This is a genomic window from Algicella marina (assembly GCF_009931615.1).
Classification (GTDB): domain Bacteria; phylum Pseudomonadota; class Alphaproteobacteria; order Rhodobacterales; family Rhodobacteraceae; genus Algicella; species Algicella marina.
In genome coordinates this window covers 1,077,404-1,094,075 of record NZ_CP046620.1, presented here as the reverse complement: position 1 = coordinate 1,094,075, position 16,672 = coordinate 1,077,404, and the positions used below count along the sequence as shown (strand labels likewise).

Sequence of the window (16,672 nt, the reverse complement as noted above, 5' to 3'; positions counted from 1 at the left end):
TGTCAGTTACCCGATTCCTCCCTGAATTCAATGCCAAACAGGATATTAGCTTGAGACTGGGCGCCGCTGCGTGCCAAATGTGATCGAATTCTTGCGAGGCCAAATCATGCAACCGATCTCCGCTCCTTTCCCCGCCACGCGGATGCGCCGCCTGCGCCGAAGTGCCTGGATCCGTGATCTGGCGCAGGAAAATACATTGACGGTCGCCGATCTGATTTGGCCGATCTTCGTGCGCGACGGCCAGAACATGCGTCAACCGATACCCTCAATGCCCGGAGTGGAGCGCCTGAGCATAGACCTTGTCGTCGAGGCTGCGCGCGAGGGCGCAGATCTGGGTATCCCCTGTGTTGCCCTCTTCCCCTATACCGACCCATCGGTAAAGACGCCCGGTGCAGAAGAAGCATGGAACCCGGACAACCTCGTCAACCGCGCCACCCGCGCCATTAAACAGGCTTTGCCCGATCTGGGCGTAATGCTCGACGTCGCCCTAGATCCCTACAATTCCGAAGGCCATGATGGGATTGTGCGCGACGGCGTCGTCCTCAACGATGAAACTCTGGATGCCCTCAACATGCAGTCGCTGGCACAAGTAGAGGCGGGAGCAGATGTTCTCGGCCCATCCGACATGATGGACGGCCGCATAGGCTCGATCCGCACGATGTTGGAAGCGAAGGGCCACAAGGACACACTGATCCTTTCCTACGCAGCCAAGTACGCCTCCGCCTTCTATGGCCCGTTTCGCGATGCCGTCGGTGCATCCGGCGCTCTCAGAGGCGACAAGAAAACCTACCAGATGAACCCCGCCAACTCCGACGAGGCCCTCCGCGAGGTGGCTATTGATCTGGAGGAAGGCGCTGACATGGTCATGGTCAAGCCCGGAATGCCCTATCTCGATATTTGCCGCCGGGTCAAAGACACTTTTGGCGTGCCAACCTACGCCTATCAGGTTTCCGGCGAATACGCGATGATCGCCGGTGCGGTGGATCGCGGTTGGATGGATGGCGACAAGGTCATGGCCGAGAGCCTCATGGCATTCAAGCGCGCGGGCTGCGATGGCATTCTCACCTATTTCGCCCCGGCGATGGCTCGCGCATTACGGTCCTGAGAAACTCACCGGAACCTCGCCGGCCAGCAATCCTCGGACCGTTGCCGCCACCCGGCGCACATTGTCCGCCGGATCAAAATCATCGAGTTGCCGCACGTAATGCCGCTCCACAATTCCTTGATGGAATCCCGCAAGCATGGCACCGACCCGCATCTCCAGTTCGTCATGGTCGATCATGGTGCTCACTATCTCCGAGTAATTCAGCCCGCCGCGAAATCTCACCACGCCCGGCAAATCACCGTACCAGGCATTGCCGAACACCAGCGCGGGCTTGCCCTTGCGGATGGCCTCCCATCCGGCGGTGCCGGTAACCGCCGCCACGAACTCCGCATTGTCATTCAGCGCATGGGTGTCGAGGTGGGAAGGCATGATCTCAACTGCCGGAATACGCCGCAACCGGTGAAAATGCAGAGGTCCACGCAAGAATGAACCCTGCTTGGGGTTTTCTTTCACGAAGATCTTCACCCCTTCAGGCAATATCCGCGCCAGTTGTTCGATCGCCAGTATCTGATCTGCAAACCTGCCACCCAAAGCCGAAGTGGTCATCTCCGGTTGAAGTTGCAACGGAAAATAGACGTAGCGCTGCGACAGGTCGGGTGTGTTCTTCTCGAAGCTTGCCAATGTCTCGAGATAGGCGAACTGATCGACGTGGAAATACTTCGCAAACGGGTCGCGCCAGTCCGGAAATACGGATTTGACCGCACGCATCCGCGTCACGAGTTCTGCAATCCTCCCCGGTCGAACCAATGCCGAAGGTTCCTTTTTCAGCAGATAGACCGCCAGACTGGCGATATTCCGCGCATTCAGCCGCCCGCTTCCCGTCTCCGGCGTCATATCGGGCATATAGAAATGTTGCAGGTTCTCGTCTCGTGCAATCGCAAACGGCTCTCCGCCATCGCGTCGCGGCCCGAAACCCAGATCCCCGATTTTGTGCATGGACGCGAAATAGCCCGGTATCAGCATCTGGGTCACGATCAGGCACTGAAGGCCGCGGGCCTGCGCCACCTGGTAGAGGACCGTGTCATAGGCCAGGTGGGGCACATTGAAAAACAGGACTGTATCCGCTCCACTCCGCGCCAGTTCCCCAGCTATCATGTCGCTGAGAATGTGGAAAAAATCCATGTAATCATGGTGGTTGCGGAGCTTGTGGGAATTGTTTGCGAACAGGGGATCGCGGCGCATGAAATGGTCTTCGAACAGCGCGGCATCCCGCCAGTAATCCGCCGCCAGCATCGCATCGCCATGGGCTCCGGAATAGGCACCAGCCTCAACGGTCAGATGCCCCCGTTCTGCAGCGATTGGGCTCATCCGTGAAATGCTGGCGGTCATGTAGTCGGCCTTCTTCCGACCGAAATGCAGCACGAAATCAAGTTCCGGAGCCGTCGCTCGCAACTCGTCCAGAACCTTATCCGTGTTCGCTGCCGTTGACACGACGCAGATTTTTCTGGCGGCTGCCATCAAACGCTCCCTGCAAGTATTTCACGCCTGATAGCCTGCCCTGCCCCGCGCTGGCAATGCCGCCGCCGGTGTGGTAGAAAATACTCGGACCTTTGGCGCTAGACCGAAGGCAAGAGGCGGTCCGCCAGCCGGACAACAACGAGGAGCAGTCCATGAACAATTGGACAAGACGCGGCGTGCTCGCCGCTGGTGCGGCAAGCCTGTCCGCCTGTACTGTCGGCAATGTCCAGAGTGCTGGCCAGATCGAGCGGGATGTGGCCGCGGCCCGTGCCCTGCTCTACCGGTCCGTTCCCTGGTCCCAGCAACTTGCTGATCAGGCTGCCGGGTCATTGATTATCCCCAACATCATCGAGGGCGGCTTCGTCATCAGCGGTGCATATGGCGAGGGAGCGCTGCAAGTCGGCGAAGCCACCGTCGATTACATCTCCATGTCCGCTGCGGCCATCGGTTTCCAGATCGGGGCACAGAGCTTCAATCAGGCATTGTTCTTCCTCACTCAGGAATCGTTGCGCCAGTTCCGCATAACCGACGGCTGGGAACTTGGTGTAGATGCTGAGGTGGCGATCCTGGAAGACGGTGCTTCCGTCGGGGCTTCGACGAATACGGTGAGCCGTCCGGTGGTGTCGATCGTGTTCGGGCAGCGCGGCCTGATCGTCGGCGCCAGTCTCGAAGGCGCGAAGTACTCCCGGCTCATTCGCTCCTGAACCTGATCTCACCGTTGCCAATTTGGCGACGGTGACTTTCCTTTCCAATTATTGTTCTTTCTGCCTCGATGAATATGTCTGACCCGAAACATTCAGACAGAGGCAATATCATGACCACAATTCTCCAGATCGACAGCAGCATGCGCCGCGAAGGTTCCACCAGCCGCAAGCTGACATCCGACATCGTTTCCAAGCTCCGCGAAGGCGGAGACGCCACCGTCATCCACCGGGACCTTGCAGACGGCATCGAGATCATCGACGAGAGCTGGATCGGCGCCAACTTTACCCCCGCCGAAGACCGGTCCGACGATCATCTCGGCAAGCTGGCCGCGTCCGAGGAACTCGTGTCGGAACTCGAGGCCGCCGACATCATCGTCATCGGCGTTCCGGTCTACAATTTCGGTGTTCCCGCTGCTCTCAAGGCCTGGGTTGATCTCGTCGCCCGTGCCCGCCGGACCTTCCAGTATACCGAAGCCGGTCCCGAAGGCCTGCTCAAAGGCAAGCGCGCCATTCTGGCCATCGCCTCCGGCGGCACCGCAGTGGACAGTGACGTGGATTTCACGACGCCCTACCTTCGCCACGTCCTCGCCTTTCTGGGCATCACCGATGTTTCGATCGTCGCAGCCGACCTGCTGATGGTTGATCCCGCAAAGGCACAAGCATCGGCCGAAGCCGCTATTGCCGGCCTCGCAGCCGCCTGATCACAAACCGACGGAGGCCTTGAGCGCCGCAATATTGGCGCCATAGGCCTCCTCGTTACCGCCGTTGAACACGGCAGACCCGGCCACCAGCACATCGGCACCGGCATTTGTGCACAGCGGCGCCGTCTCAGGCGTCACTCCGCCATCCACTTCCAGCCAGATTGGACGCTCGCCGATCAGCCTCCGGGCCTCGGCCACCTTCTCCACCACCGAATGCGTGAACTTCTGGCCACCGAAACCGGGGTTGATCGTCATCACAAGGATCAGGTCGATCTTGTCGAGGCAGTATTCGATCACGCTCAGGGGCGTCGTGATGTTCAGCGCCACGCCCGCCTTGCAGCCCAGATCGCGCACCGCCTGAAGCGACCGGTCCAGATGCGGCCCGGCCTCGGCGTGAACCGTCAGAATATCCGATCCCGCCTTGGCGAACGCCTCCAGATACGGATCGGCGGGGGCGATCATCAGGTGCACATCCACCACTGTCCTCACATGCGGCCGGATCGCCGCCACCACGTTCGGCCCGATCGTCAGGTTCGGCACGAAATGCCCATCCATCGGGTCCACGTGAATCCAGTCCGCGCCCTGCCGCTCGACCCGCGCGATCTCCTCACCCAATGCTGCGAAATCCGCTGAAAGGATTGAAGGCGCAATCTTGGGCTTGCGGGCGGGGTCGAATACGGGTGCGGGCATGGTCACTCCTCCTGAACGCTCGCGCTTCCCTTACCCGCAGATACAGCGGGCCTCAAGCCGCGCTCAGCCGTTCTGTGTCAGCCTTTTCATCAGGCTGGAGGTATCCCAGCGTCCGCCACCCATAGCCTGAACTTCCTTGTAGAACTGATCCACCAAGGCTGTAACCGGCAATTGCGCACCATTGTTGTTTGCCTCGGAAAGACAAATGCCCAGGTCCTTGCGCATCCAGTCCACGGCGAAACCAAACTCGAACTCGCCCTTCAACATGGTCGAGCCACGGTTTTCCATCTGCCACGATCCCGCGGCACCCTTAGAAATCACGTCCAGCACCGCCTCTCCGTCGAGACCGGCCTTCGCCGCAAAGTTCATGCCTTCCGACAGGCCCTGCAACAAGCCGGCAATACATATCTGGTTGACCATCTTTGTCAGTTGCCCGGCGCCCGAGGGCCCCATTAGCCGGCAGGATTTGGCAAATGAGGCGATCACAGGTTCTACCTTGGAATAGGGGGCCTCGTCTCCGCCGCACATCACCGTCAGCACGCCATTCTCTGCCCCGGCCTGCCCGCCTGAAACCGGCGCGTCAACAAAAGCGAAGCCGCGCTCGGCTGCCGCAGCGTGAAGTTCACGCGCCACCTCAGCCGAGGCGGTCGTGTGATCCACGAATACCGCACCTTTTTCAATTGCGGTGAAACACCCGCCGTCCGCGCTGGTGATGGAACGCAGATCGTCATCGTTGCCGACACAGGCAAACACGATTTCAGCACCGGCCACGGCTTCCGCTGGGGTAGGCGCAAAGGTGCCGCCATGCTCCACCGCCCATTTTTCAGCCTTCGCTGTCGTGCGGTTGTAGACCGTCACCTCGTGACCCTTCGCCTGCAAGTGCCCCGCCATCGGGTAACCCATCACCCCAAGCCCCAGAAATGCTGTCCGTGCCATGCCTGACCTCCCATATTCCCTGTCAATCAATTGTTATGTGCGACATGGCCTGCTATCGCTTTCGACGTCAAGGTTGGAGGCCGACTTAACGAATGATCACTCTCTTCAAATGGCTGGCGCGGGGGCTTGTTGCCATCTTCCTGCTTGCCGCTTGCGCCCTCGGTCTCGTCTACTATCTCGCCTCCCACTCCCTGCCCGACTACGACGCGAGCTACACCCTGCAACGCCTCGACCGGCCGATCGAGATCGTCCGCGATAACCACGCCGTTCCCCATATCTTCGCCGAAACCGACACCGACGCCCTCTTTGGTCTTGGCTTTGTTCATGCGCAGGACAGGCTTTGGCAGATGACTCTGATGCGCCGCACCGTCCAGGGGCGGTTGTCAGAGATCTTCGGCGCGGACACTCTGGAAATAGATCATCTGATGCGCGCCCTTGATCTCTATGGTTTGTCCGTCACAGCCGTCCGGGACCAGTCACAGCAAACGCAGGACGAACTTCAGTCTTACGCAGACGGTGTGAATGCCTATCTCGATCTGATCCAGACTGAAGCACTTGGCCGCGGCGCCCCGGAATTCTTTCTCTTTGAGCCTGCTATCGCGCCGTGGACGCCCGCCGACAGCATCGCCATCCAGAAATTGATGGCATTCCAGCTCTCCGACATGGCGGAGCGTGAGGTGCTTCAGGCCGAACTCTCCCTCCGGCTCTCACCCGAGCGCCTCGCCGATCTCGGCAACAGCACCGTGCCTGCTGTCATTGATCTGCCCGAATTTGCCGCACTGTTCCCGGCAGGCACAGAGTTCGCAGCGGTCGCAACGCGCCCGCCCCGCCACCCGCTCAACCCGCAAATGCGCATTGGTGAAACCGGTGCTTCCAACGCGTTTGCCGCCGATGCCAGCCGCGCCGCCGCCAACGCACCGCTTCTTGCCAATGATCCTCACCTCGCACTCTATGCGCCCAGCTTCTGGATGATCGCTCGGCTGGAGTTCTCCTCAGGCCCGGCAATCGGCGGCACGATTCCCGGCCTGCCCAGCATCCTGATCGGCCGGAACGAGGATCTCGCATGGGGACTGACGACGTCCTATCTCGACGATCAGGATCTGTTTATTGAACGGATCAATCCCGATAACCCCGCTGAATACATCACGCAGGAAGGTCCTCGTCGCTTTCGTACAGATGATACCGTCATCGACGTGAAGGATGCCGAACCGATCACCCACAAACTCCGTTGGACGCAACACGGCCCGGTCATCCCGGCCCCGCACTTCAACGCCGAGGCCATCACACCGGAGGGCCATGTCACCGCCCTCGCCTGGACAGCCCTGCAACCCGGGGATCGAACCATCGAAGGCGCTCTGACCCTCATGCGTTCCCACTCGGTCGAATCCGCGCTGGATGCGGCATCATTGATCACATCGCCATCGCAGAACCTGATGCTGGCCGACAGGCGCAAGGTCGCTTCCGTCGCCACCGGTATTGCCCCGATCCGCCATCCCAACAGCATAAGCCAGGGTCTCCTGCCCTCGGCGGGCTGGCTGGCTGTCAACGACTGGCAGGGGTTCTACCCATTCGCGGAGAACCCGGGCATTACCGCACCGGAGGGTGGCATCGTCCTCAACACCAACAACCGCCTGACCGACCAGCCCTTCCCACGGCATTGGAGCCATACCTGGGGCGATACGGAGCGGGTCCGCCGCGCCGAATGGCTGCTCAATGGTCGCGAATTCCATACGCTCGACAGCTTCACCGAAATCCAGACGGATACAATTTCGCCCGCCGCCCGGTCGCTCCTGCCGCTGATCGCCCGCGATTTGTGGTATCAGGGCGAACCCGCCGCCTCCGAAACCCGTGAACGCATGCGCCAGCAGGCACTCGAGGCCCTCGCCGCCTGGAACGGTGAGATGAACCAGCACGGGTTCGAACCGCTGGTCTATGCCGCCTGGGTCCGTGAACTTCAGCGTCGCCTTCTCATTGACGATATCGGCCCGCTGACAGCAGAGATGCGCACGCCTATCCCGATTTTCCTGGAACGGGTTTTCCGCGATGAGAACGGCGCCTCCGAATGGTGTGACATCCGTCAATCAGTGGAGAAAGAAGACTGCGTCACCATTGCCCGATTGGCGCTGGATGCGGCCCTTATCGAGTTGTCGGAAAAATACGGCGACAGGCTGGACAGCTGGCGTTGGGGTGCTGCCCATGCGGCCCTGCATCGCCACCAGGCTCTCGGTCGCGTGCCCGGCCTCGCTTGGCTCGTCAACATCCGTCAGGAAACGCCGGGCGGCGATTTCACGCTCCTGCGCGGCAAATCCACTGGCAAGGGCGAAGAACCCTATCTCAACACCCATGCCGCCGGTCTGCGCATGGTCGTCGACTTCGCGGATCCAGAGGCCTCGCAGATCATCATCTCCACAGGCCAGAGTGGTCACATCCTCTCGCGCCACTATGACGACCTGTCACTCCTGTGGCGACGGGCCGAATACATTCCGATGTCCGTGGAACCGGAGCTGGTGCGCGGTGGTGCGGTAGGCATCACCCATCTGGAACCGGCGGCGCAGTAACAGGTCTCAGCCGGCCTGCGGGTCTTCGCCGTATAGCGCCTTCGCACGAGTTTCGAACGCCGCCACGATTCGCCGCATCGCCTCGAAGAACACGACCCCGATGATTGCCTGCAGGGTCCGGGACTTGAACTCGAAATCCACGAAGAAGTCGACCTCGCACCCGCCTTCGATGTCAGTGAATTCCCAGTGGTTGTTCAAGTATTTGAACGGTCCGTCGAGGTAAGCCACGTCGATCTTGCGAGCGCCGGGGTTCAGCGTCACCCGGCTGCCGAACCGCTCTCGGAACACTTTGAAGCTGATTACGAGATCGGCGTCGATGATCTCGACCTGGCCTTCTTCGCGGCGGGAGCGAATGCGCGCTCCGGCGCACCACGGCAGAAACTCCGGGTACTTTTCGATGTCGGCGATCAGGGCGTACATCTGATCGGCGGAATACGGCAGCGTGCGTTTTTCGGAATGCGTCGGCATGGCTCTGATATGGAGGCTCGCGAAGGATTGTGCAAAGGTGCGCTTGGTCGCAGTAAGGAAGGTGTAGCGCGTGGATCACAAGGACTATGTCATCGACACGATGATCTCGGCGAAATCCATCGCTGCCCGGGTGGAGGAACTGGCGCGAGAGATTCGCGGCACGTTCTCCGCCACCGACAAACTCGTCGTCGTCGGACTGTTGCGCGGGTCCTTTGTCTTTATAGCCGATCTGGTCCGGGAACTGGACTTGCCCGTGGAAGTCGACTTTCTGGAGGCGTCCTCATACGGCAATGCCATGCAGTCCAGCCGCGAGGTCCGCATTCTCAAGGATCTCAGAGGCGAGATCGAGGGGCGGGACGTCCTGGTTGTCGAGGATATCGTCGATACCGGATACACCCTGCACCACGTCCTGAATATCCTTCGCACCCGGAGTCCCGCCCGTCTCGAGGTCTGCGCACTGCTCGACAAACCCAGCAGGCGCGAGGTCGACGTGAAGGCAACATGGACCGGTTTCGAAATTCCCGACGAGTTCGTCGTCGGCTACGGCATCGACTACGCTCAGAGGAACCGCAACCTGCCCTACATCGGCAAGGTCCGCTTTCCGAAGAAGAAAGCATAGGCTCAACAGACACGCACCCTTCGGCCGTCAACGCCGAATGTTGCGGAAACTGCTCCTACGCACCTCCCAACTGCTTCGCTTCAGGCTTTCTCGGCCGTGCGCGGATAGCTGCATTTCCATCGGCCGACCTGCCAGCCGGGGTGCGTCTCTGTCCATTTGGCAAGCTGTGGCTGGGCCGCCATAACGCATTGCATCAGCGACACATCCACATAGTGCATCCGTCTCTCTTCACACTCCACCGGGTTGGTGGCGAGACATGCCATAAAAATCAATTCGATCATGGGCCGTTCCTTCGTTCAGGGGCAGCAACGTGCTGCGGTGGCCCTCCCGAATACGCGCCATGTTTGCATGGCCTCTTGCTCTTGCGGCTGGCGTGGCCTGCCGGATTGCCCGAACTCATGTGGGCAATCTTCCATGCCATCCTGCGAATATCCCGTTAATCCGCAGTTCTGCCGGTGACACCTGCCACTATTCAGTGCATTTTGCCGAAAATCAGGCCAGATTGGCACCGCTTTGCGCAGTTTCGCATCACTCAGCGAAAGTCATACGCAGCGTGATTACACGTCAAAGTTCGCGTTCTGCCGCCATTTCCTGCAACCGACGTCCGAGGATTCGTGCATCCCGCGTCGCCACTTCGGCCGTAGCTTGCCCGATAGCGGCATAGAACGCCCGGGCATCCGGCGTCTGCAAGAACTCGCTGTAGGCCCGCAACTCAGCATCCGAAAGGTCCCGGTAGGCATAAGCCATGCTCTCAAGCACCGAGTTACGCACGGATACGGAAACCGTCTCGCGCTGCATCTCGACCAGCGCCAGCAACTCCGCCTCCGAGAAACTGCGCGGCAGTGCGTCGGAAGCCGCCATGCCGGACATCAGTGCAAAATTGATGCTCAGCGCAAGGTCAGTGCCGGTTTCGACAACGCCCATGCCGTCCATCATCGCGAAGATGATTTCGAACCGCTCGCGGAAACTGTCGTCCAGACCGGCCACCCATGCCGCCTGTTCCGCCTCCACCTCTTTCGCAGTCGAAGGATCCTGCGAAGCCTTTTCCAGATCCGTAATCGCCAATGCGGTTTCAGAAGAGTAATGGATGGCCAGTGCCTCGATCTGGTCCGGCGTCAGAGCAGTATCGACAGCCCGCGCAGCCGTTTCCATCAAATCCTCGGCCTGAAACAGACCTTCACCCGCTTCCTGCCAGTCCCGCGAAACATCGGGAGAAAGGTCGGGCCCGACCTTGTTCGGCAATTCGCGGAACATCTGTTCCTCCGCCGCAGCGGATACGTCGTATCCCACCAGTTCCAGCAACGCCATCGCCCGCTCGGACGCCACTGCGGGCAGGGCCGATGCCAGCAGACAAAAGGTGACGAGCAGAGCGCGCATCAGTCTGCCAACTTCGCCAGCCGCGCAGACCGCAAACGCGCGAAATCATCGCCGGCATGATAGCTGGATCGAGTCAGCGGTGTGGCCGAAACCATCCCGAACCCCTTGCCGTAGGCCGCCTTCTCGTAACTGGCGAATTCTTCCGGCGTCACGTAACGCGCCACCGCATGGTGCTTTGGTGTCGGTTGCAGATATTGGCCGATGGTCAGGAAATCGATATCCGCAGCCCGCATGTCATCCATCACCTGATGGACTGCCTGCCGGTCCTCGCCAAGGCCGACCATGATGCCGGATTTGGTGAACATCGCCGGGTCAAGTTCCTTCACGCGTTGCAGAAGACGGAGCGAATGGAAATACCGCGCGCCCGGCCGCACCTCTGGATACAATCCCGGCACCGTCTCCAGATTGTGGTTGAAGACGTCCGGTCGCGCTTCAACAACCTTCTCGAGCGAACCCGGCTCCGCATGCAGGAAATCCGGCGTCAGGATTTCGATCGTAGTCTCGGGTGCGCGGTGCCGTATCGCGCGGATCGTATGCGCAAAATGGTCAGCACCGCCGTCCTTCACGTCATCCCGGTCCACCGATGTGACAACCACATGCGCCAACCCCAGTTTTTCCACCGCGTGGGCTACACGCCCCGGCTCAAACACGTCCAGTGCGCCCGGCGTCTCCGGTCGGCCGGTCGCCACGTTGCAGAAGGTACAACCACGGGTACAGATCTCGCCCATGATCATCATCGTGGCGTGGCCCTGGCTCCAGCACTCGCCTACGTTTGGGCAGCCAGCTTCCTCGCACACCGTCACCAGGCGGTTTTCGCGCATGATCCTCGCCGTTTCGCGGTAACCCTCGGACGTCGGCGCCTTCACTCGGATCCAGTCCGGCTTCTTCAGGATCGGCGCATCTGCCTTGTGTGCCTTTTCGGGGTGGCGTTGCGTGCGGTCCGAAAGATCTCTCGGTGCCATGGCCTGTCCTTTGTTCGTCCATTCATCTGTAACTTAGGCGATTGCAGCCGCCGCTCCTAGCCCTTCCCGCCACAATTGCCATCCGCGATCAGCATAGCAGCCCTGCGTAACGATCAACCCGGCGCCGGAACCGCCTCAGTCGTGACATCGGCATTGCCCGCCGCACGAAATACGGCTGCCAACGCATCGAACCACGTGTCATCCACCTCCGTCTTCCGGCGGATCAGACCGACCCTGCGCAACGGCGCCTCGCCCGGAAACGGTCTCAGCACCAGGTCGGGGGTTGATTTCATCTCCGTCTCTGCCGCCAACCGCGGCACCAGCGTCAGCCCCTGCCCCAACGCGACCAACCCGCACAGGGTGGACAGGCTGGAGGCCCGCAGGTCGATGCGATGCCGCATCCGCTCCAGTGCACAGGCTTCCAATGCCTGATCACTCAGGCAATGCCCCTCGTCCAGCAACAATAATCTTTCCGGGTCAAGCTCCGACGGGTTCAGCGTCTCTGGCAGGTCCGCCATTGCCTTGGCGTTGCCCGCCAGCAGAAACGGGTCCTCGAACAGCAGAACCTCCTCGCCACCGTCAAATCCGCTTGGCAATGCGGCGACAACAGCATCCAGCCGCCCCGCCTCCAGTTCCGAAAGTAGAATTTGCGTCTGCGCTTCACGCACGCCCAATCGCATCTCCGGATAGCGCTTGCGCAGAGCACCAAGCGCGGGCGGCAACAGATAGGGCGCGACGGTTGGTATCACCCCGATGTTGATCTGCCCCATCAGTCCCTGTTCCAGACGCGCAACCTGCTCGATGGAAGTTACTTCCGCACAGACCGATTGCGCCTTCCGCAACACCTCGCGCCCTGTCTGTGTCAACACAACCTGCCGCGCCTTGCGCTCGATCAGTTTCGCCCCGAGTCGTCCTTCGAGTTCTTGAATCTGCACCGACAGGGCCGGTTGGCTGACACCGGATAACTCGGCAGCCCTGCCAAAATGTCGAGTTTCGGCCAGCATGATAAAGTATTCGAGCTGTCTCAGGGTTATCTTCATAGCCACAGCCTATCAATCTGTGAAAGAGAGGTAAATCCCGGTAACTGCTGGCTTTATACAGATCCAAGCCTCGCACGGCTCTACAAGACAAAATTTACCTTCAGTTTTAAGCAGAGTTTTGAAGACCCACCCACCGCGAAACAAAACGTTTACCCATGCCAACTAGAAGGCTGCCAACTCATAATCTGGAGAGCGCGATGTTTGGCAGGCTGAAGACAACGGAAACATCACCAAAAGGTGCGTTGGATGAGCATTTCCAGCGTGCGATGAACGCGTTGTTCATCACCTACGAATGTAGCCCGGACGGTCAGATTCGACATGTGAACGACAACTTCCTCGACTGTTTCGGCTATGGGCGTGAAGAGATCGTCGGAAAGAACCATACCAAACTTGTCTGGCCGGATTACGGCTCTTCGCAAGCGTATAGCGAGTTCTGGCAGAAACTCTGCGATGGCCAGCCAATCACGGAACGCGCCAGCCGCTTCGACAAGAATGGCAACCGGATATGGGTGGAAATGAACGCGCTTCCAGTCAAGGGCGCTTCCGGCAGGGTGGAGAGCATTCATTTTCTCTGCAATGATGTCTCAGCCCAGATGAAGCACTCGGTGGACGATGCTGTCCGTCTACAGGCGCTGGATGACAGCATGGCTGTTATCGAGTTTTCCGCCGACGGCACCATCCGCCACGCCAACAAGGGCTTTCTGGCAGCAATGGGCTACAGCCTCGAAGAGATCGTAGGCAAACACCACCGGATGTTTGTCCTCCCCGAAGAGGCGAAGACTGCGGAATACGCTGACTTCTGGGCCAACCTGAACAAGGGTCTGCCGCAAGTGGGCGCATATTCGCGGATCAACAAGGCGGGAAAAATAATCGACCTCAGCGCGACCTACAATCCCATCACCAACCGGGAAGGCAAGGTCGTCAAGGTGCTGAAATACGCCATCGAGATCACCAGCCAGCGAACCACGCTCGAATCGGTTCAGGCAGCGCTTCAGCAGATCAGCGACGGTGACCTTTCCGTACGCCTGACGGAAGCTTTCCCCGATGAGTTCGAGGGGCTGCGCCAAAGCCTCAACAACATGGTGGAACGGCTTTCGCAACTGGTGTTCGATATCAACGGTACTGCCGGCGAGATCAACTCCGTCAGTTCGGGCATCTCCACCGGCGCGAGAGATCTTTCAGAACGGGCCGCCCGCCAGGCCGCTACGCTCGAGGAAACGGCAGCAACGATGGAGGAAATAACCTCCACGATCACACAGACCGCCACCAACGCCAGCCAGGGAACCGAACTCGCAATGGATGCCAGTTCGAAAGCAGAAAACGGCCGCAAGATCATCGAGGAAGTAATCGGAGCCATGACCGGTATCGAAGACGTTTCCACCCGCATCGCCGACATCACCGCGGTGATTGATGGCATCTCGTTCCAGACCAACCTGCTCGCCCTCAACGCCGCCGTGGAGGCGGCCCGCGCAGGCGAGAGCGGCAAAGGCTTCGCCGTCGTCGCCGCCGAGGTGCGCAATCTCGCCCAGCGATCATCCGACGCGGCTTCCGACATCGGCAAACTCATCCAGGAAAGCACGGAAAAGGTGCAAAACGGTGCCGGTCTGGTACGTGACAGCGGCGACGCCATAGCCGACATCATGGGCTCGGTGAAGGATCTGACGGATCGTATCAACGAAATTTCAACCGCCTGTACCGAACAGGCCAAGGGCGTGCAGGAAATCAGCACCTCGATCGCCGAACTCGACAGCATCACTCAGAACAACACCACGCTTGCCGAACGCAACGCTTCCGCCTCTTCCGGCCTTCAGCAGAAGTCCGACAGGCTGGCCGAACTGGTCGACTTCTTCTCGATCAGCGACAGCAGCATCAGACCGCCGATGGTGGCTTGAGTCAGCCCCCCGACTGATCCCGTCAACAGCAAAGGCCGGAGCTCATTTCGCGCTCCGGCCTTTGCTTCGATCAGTTTGCCTGTGGCGCACCGATCACCCAACCAGCTCAGAAATGCAAGGCTTTGCCGTAGGCATCGAGCACGCTCTCGTGCATCATTTCAGAAAGCGTCGGGTGCGGGAAAACCGTCTCCATCAGGTCCTCTTCCGTTGTCTCAAGCTGCCGCCCGACGACATAGCCCTGAATAAGTTCCGTCACCTCGGCGCCAACCATATGCGCACCCAGCAACTCTCCGGTCTTGGCGTCGAAGACCGTCTTGATCATGCCCTCTGGCTCGCCAAGCGCAATCGCCTTGCCGTTACCGATGAACGGGAACCGGCCAACCTTGATCTCGTAACCCTTTTCTTTCGCCTTCGCCTCGGTGAAGCCCACGGAGGCTACCTGCGGATGACAGTAGGTGCAGCCTGCGATGCTTTCGGGTTTGATCGGATGCACCTTGTTCTTGCCGGCGATCAGCTCCGCAACCATCACCCCTTCATGGCTCGCCTTGTGCGCCAGCCACGGGGCGCCGGCAATATCGCCGATAGCAAACAGGCCATCGACGCCGGTGCGGCAAAACTCGTCCGTGATCACATGGCTCCGGTCGATTTTCACGCCCAGTTCTTCCAGGCCCAGGCCTTCGACATTGCCGACAATGCCGACTGCGGAAATCACGGAATCGAACTCCAGCTTTTCAACCTTGCCGCCGGTCTCGACATGGGCCGTCACCTTGCCCTTGCCCCGATCCAGTTGCTTGACCATGGCTTTTTCCATGATCTTCATGCCCTGCTTGGTGAATTGCTTCTTGGCGAAAGCGGAAATCTCGGCGTCTTCCACCGGCAGAACGCGGTCCATGACTTCCACCACAGTGGTGTCAGCGCCCAACGTATTGTAGAAACTGGCAAATTCGATACCGATGGCACCGGAACCGATGACCAGCAGCTTCTTCGGCATCCGTGGCGGTTGCAGAGCATGCTTGTATGTCCAGACGAGATCACCATCCGCCTCGAGCCCGGGCAGTTCCCGCGCCCGCGCGCCAGTGGCCACGACGATGCTCTTGGCTGTAAGCTCCTCGCTGCCTTTCTCGGTCTTGACCGCAACCTTGCCCTTGGCCGGCAGCGTCGCCTCGCCCATGATCACCGTCACCTTGTTTTTCTTGAGCAGATGGCCCACGCCGCCGGCGAGCTGTTTCGCCACGTCACGAGACCGGGTGACGACTGCTTCGAAGTCGAAATCCACACCCTCGGCCTTCAGCCCGAATTCCTTCGCACGGTGCATCAGATGGAACACTTCCGACGACCGAAGCAGAGCCTTCGTCGGAATACATCCCCAATTCAAGCAGATGCCGCCGACATGCTCACGTTCAACCACGGCAACGTTCAGGCCAAGCTGTGCGCCACGAATGGCGGCAACGTAGCCACCGGGGCCGGCACCGATCACGATCAGGTCGAAGGATTTGGCAGACATCGGCAATGCTCCTCAGATGAATTTGGTTTAGCGTTAAACCATTCTCAACATTATAGCATCGCCGATCCTTAATTGGCTAGGCGGCAATCTTGCGCATCGTCATCTGGTAACCACCATCGGCGAGATACGCAGCCTCCGCCTCCGTCGTCTTCCGGCCCAGCGCGTCGTTGCGATACGGAAAACGCCCGAATTCGCGGATCACCTCACGGTGCACGCGCGCATGAAGCAGGTTTTCGTCACTCTCGAGGTTACGCGCGATCAGCCGCACCCCCTGTTCCTGGTCCATAAGGTTCTCGGAGTGCTCCAGCGGCAGGTAGTAGAACTGCCGCTCCGGCAGGCCGGTCTTGAGGTCGTGCCCGGCCTTGATAGCCTTCTTCGCCAGTTTCAGCGCCGTCCTGTCGCTGGCAAAGGCTCTGTCCGTTCCCCGGAACATGTTGCGTGGCATCTGGTCCAACAGGATCAGCAGCGCCAGCGTGCACTCCGGCGCACATTGCCAGCCCTGCGCCTTTCCTGCCATCGCATCCTGCCAGTGGCTCTCGAACCGGGTGCGGATTTCCGCGTCCAGGGCATCCGACGATTTGTACCACCGCTCCGGCCCCACTTCGTTCATCCAGAAATCGATAATCTCTCGTGCCTCAATACGCATCTTAGTTACCTC

General features: G+C 59.9%; 16 protein-coding genes. 6 read left to right on the top strand and 10 right to left on the bottom strand.

Going from position 1 to position 16,672, the window contains the following annotated elements; translation table 11 throughout:
• The first annotated feature begins 106 nt into the window (after positions 1–106).
• On the top strand, positions 107–1,105 hold the full coding sequence (gene hemB / locus GO499_RS05445) for a porphobilinogen synthase (protein ID WP_161861243.1): 999 nt from the start codon (positions 107–109) through the stop codon (positions 1,103–1,105).
• On the opposite strand, the gene GO499_RS05440 is transcribed toward hemB, so the two are convergent.
• Positions 1,094–2,563: a capsular polysaccharide export protein, LipB/KpsS family gene (locus GO499_RS05440; RefSeq protein WP_161861242.1), complete on the bottom strand. Its 1,470-nt coding sequence runs from the start codon at positions 2,561–2,563 to the stop codon at positions 1,094–1,096. The genes hemB and GO499_RS05440 overlap by 12 nt on opposite strands.
• A gap of 152 nt (positions 2,564–2,715) precedes the next feature.
• Here GO499_RS05440 and GO499_RS05435 point away from each other — a divergent pair, with 152 nt between their 5' ends.
• Both GO499_RS05435 and GO499_RS05430 read left to right on the top strand, forming a co-directional pair.
• Entirely contained in the window at positions 2,716–3,267 is a 552-nt protein-coding gene (locus GO499_RS05435) for a lipid-binding SYLF domain-containing protein (protein ID WP_161861241.1), read from the top strand.
• Between the two features lie 110 nt (positions 3,268–3,377).
• A complete protein-coding gene (locus GO499_RS05430) occupies positions 3,378–3,968 on the top strand; it encodes an FMN-dependent NADH-azoreductase (protein WP_431309885.1) in 591 nt (196 codons plus the stop codon).
• Here GO499_RS05430 and rpe read toward each other — a convergent pair whose 3' ends face one another.
• Both rpe and GO499_RS05420 read right to left on the bottom strand, forming a co-directional pair.
• Positions 3,969–4,658, bottom strand: a complete 690-nt coding sequence (rpe, locus tag GO499_RS05425; protein ID WP_161861240.1) for a ribulose-phosphate 3-epimerase — start codon at positions 4,656–4,658, stop codon at positions 3,969–3,971. It lies immediately after the preceding gene.
• Between the two features lie 63 nt (positions 4,659–4,721).
• Positions 4,722–5,621, bottom strand: a complete 900-nt coding sequence (locus GO499_RS05420; protein ID WP_348520807.1) for an NAD(P)-dependent oxidoreductase — start codon at positions 5,619–5,621, stop codon at positions 4,722–4,724.
• 65 nt (positions 5,622–5,686) lie between these two features.
• Here GO499_RS05420 and GO499_RS05415 point away from each other — a divergent pair, with 65 nt between their 5' ends.
• Positions 5,687–8,152 carry a penicillin acylase family protein gene (locus GO499_RS05415; protein WP_161861238.1) on the top strand — a complete coding sequence of 822 codons (2,466 nt, stop codon included), beginning with the start codon at positions 5,687–5,689 and terminating at the stop codon, positions 8,150–8,152.
• 6 nt (positions 8,153–8,158) lie between these two features.
• Here GO499_RS05415 and GO499_RS05410 read toward each other — a convergent pair whose 3' ends face one another.
• Positions 8,159–8,620, bottom strand: coding sequence for a type II toxin-antitoxin system RatA family toxin (locus tag GO499_RS05410; protein ID WP_161861237.1), 462 nt, complete (start codon positions 8,618–8,620; stop codon positions 8,159–8,161).
• Positions 8,621–8,720: 100 nt separating this feature from the next.
• On the opposite strand from GO499_RS05410, the gene hpt reads away from it, so the two are divergent.
• A complete protein-coding gene (hpt, locus tag GO499_RS05405) occupies positions 8,721–9,239 on the top strand; it encodes a hypoxanthine phosphoribosyltransferase (RefSeq protein ID WP_431309894.1) in 519 nt (172 codons plus the stop codon).
• 80 nt (positions 9,240–9,319) lie between these two features.
• Here hpt and GO499_RS05400 read toward each other — a convergent pair whose 3' ends face one another.
• The 4 genes from GO499_RS05400 to GO499_RS05385 form a co-directional block, all read right to left on the bottom strand.
• The gene (locus GO499_RS05400) at positions 9,320–9,520 is read right to left on the bottom strand and encodes a hypothetical protein (protein ID WP_161861235.1); all 201 of its coding nucleotides are present in this window, start codon (positions 9,518–9,520) and stop codon (positions 9,320–9,322) included.
• Positions 9,521–9,803: 283 nt separating this feature from the next.
• The gene (locus GO499_RS05395) at positions 9,804–10,616 is read right to left on the bottom strand and encodes a hypothetical protein (protein WP_161861234.1); all 813 of its coding nucleotides are present in this window, start codon (positions 10,614–10,616) and stop codon (positions 9,804–9,806) included.
• Positions 10,616–11,578: a lipoyl synthase gene (gene lipA / locus GO499_RS05390; RefSeq protein WP_161861233.1), complete on the bottom strand. Its 963-nt coding sequence runs from the start codon at positions 11,576–11,578 to the stop codon at positions 10,616–10,618. The genes GO499_RS05395 and lipA overlap by 1 nt, the downstream gene beginning before the upstream one ends.
• A gap of 113 nt (positions 11,579–11,691) precedes the next feature.
• Positions 11,692–12,618 carry a hydrogen peroxide-inducible genes activator gene (locus GO499_RS05385; RefSeq protein ID WP_161861232.1) on the bottom strand — a complete coding sequence of 309 codons (927 nt, stop codon included), beginning with the start codon at positions 12,616–12,618 and terminating at the stop codon, positions 11,692–11,694.
• A 197-nt stretch (positions 12,619–12,815) separates the two neighbouring features.
• On the opposite strand from GO499_RS05385, the gene GO499_RS05380 reads away from it, so the two are divergent.
• Positions 12,816–14,510, top strand: a complete 1,695-nt coding sequence (locus GO499_RS05380; protein ID WP_161861231.1) for a methyl-accepting chemotaxis protein — start codon at positions 12,816–12,818, stop codon at positions 14,508–14,510.
• A 106-nt stretch (positions 14,511–14,616) separates the two neighbouring features.
• On the opposite strand, the gene lpdA is transcribed toward GO499_RS05380, so the two are convergent.
• Together lpdA and GO499_RS05370 are read right to left on the bottom strand one after the other, a co-directional pair.
• Positions 14,617–16,014, bottom strand: coding sequence for a dihydrolipoyl dehydrogenase (gene lpdA, locus GO499_RS05375; protein WP_161861230.1), 1,398 nt, complete (start codon positions 16,012–16,014; stop codon positions 14,617–14,619).
• 76 nt (positions 16,015–16,090) lie between these two features.
• Positions 16,091–16,660, bottom strand: a complete 570-nt coding sequence (locus tag GO499_RS05370) for a DUF924 family protein (protein ID WP_161861229.1) — start codon at positions 16,658–16,660, stop codon at positions 16,091–16,093.
• Positions 16,661–16,672 lie beyond the last annotated feature (12 nt).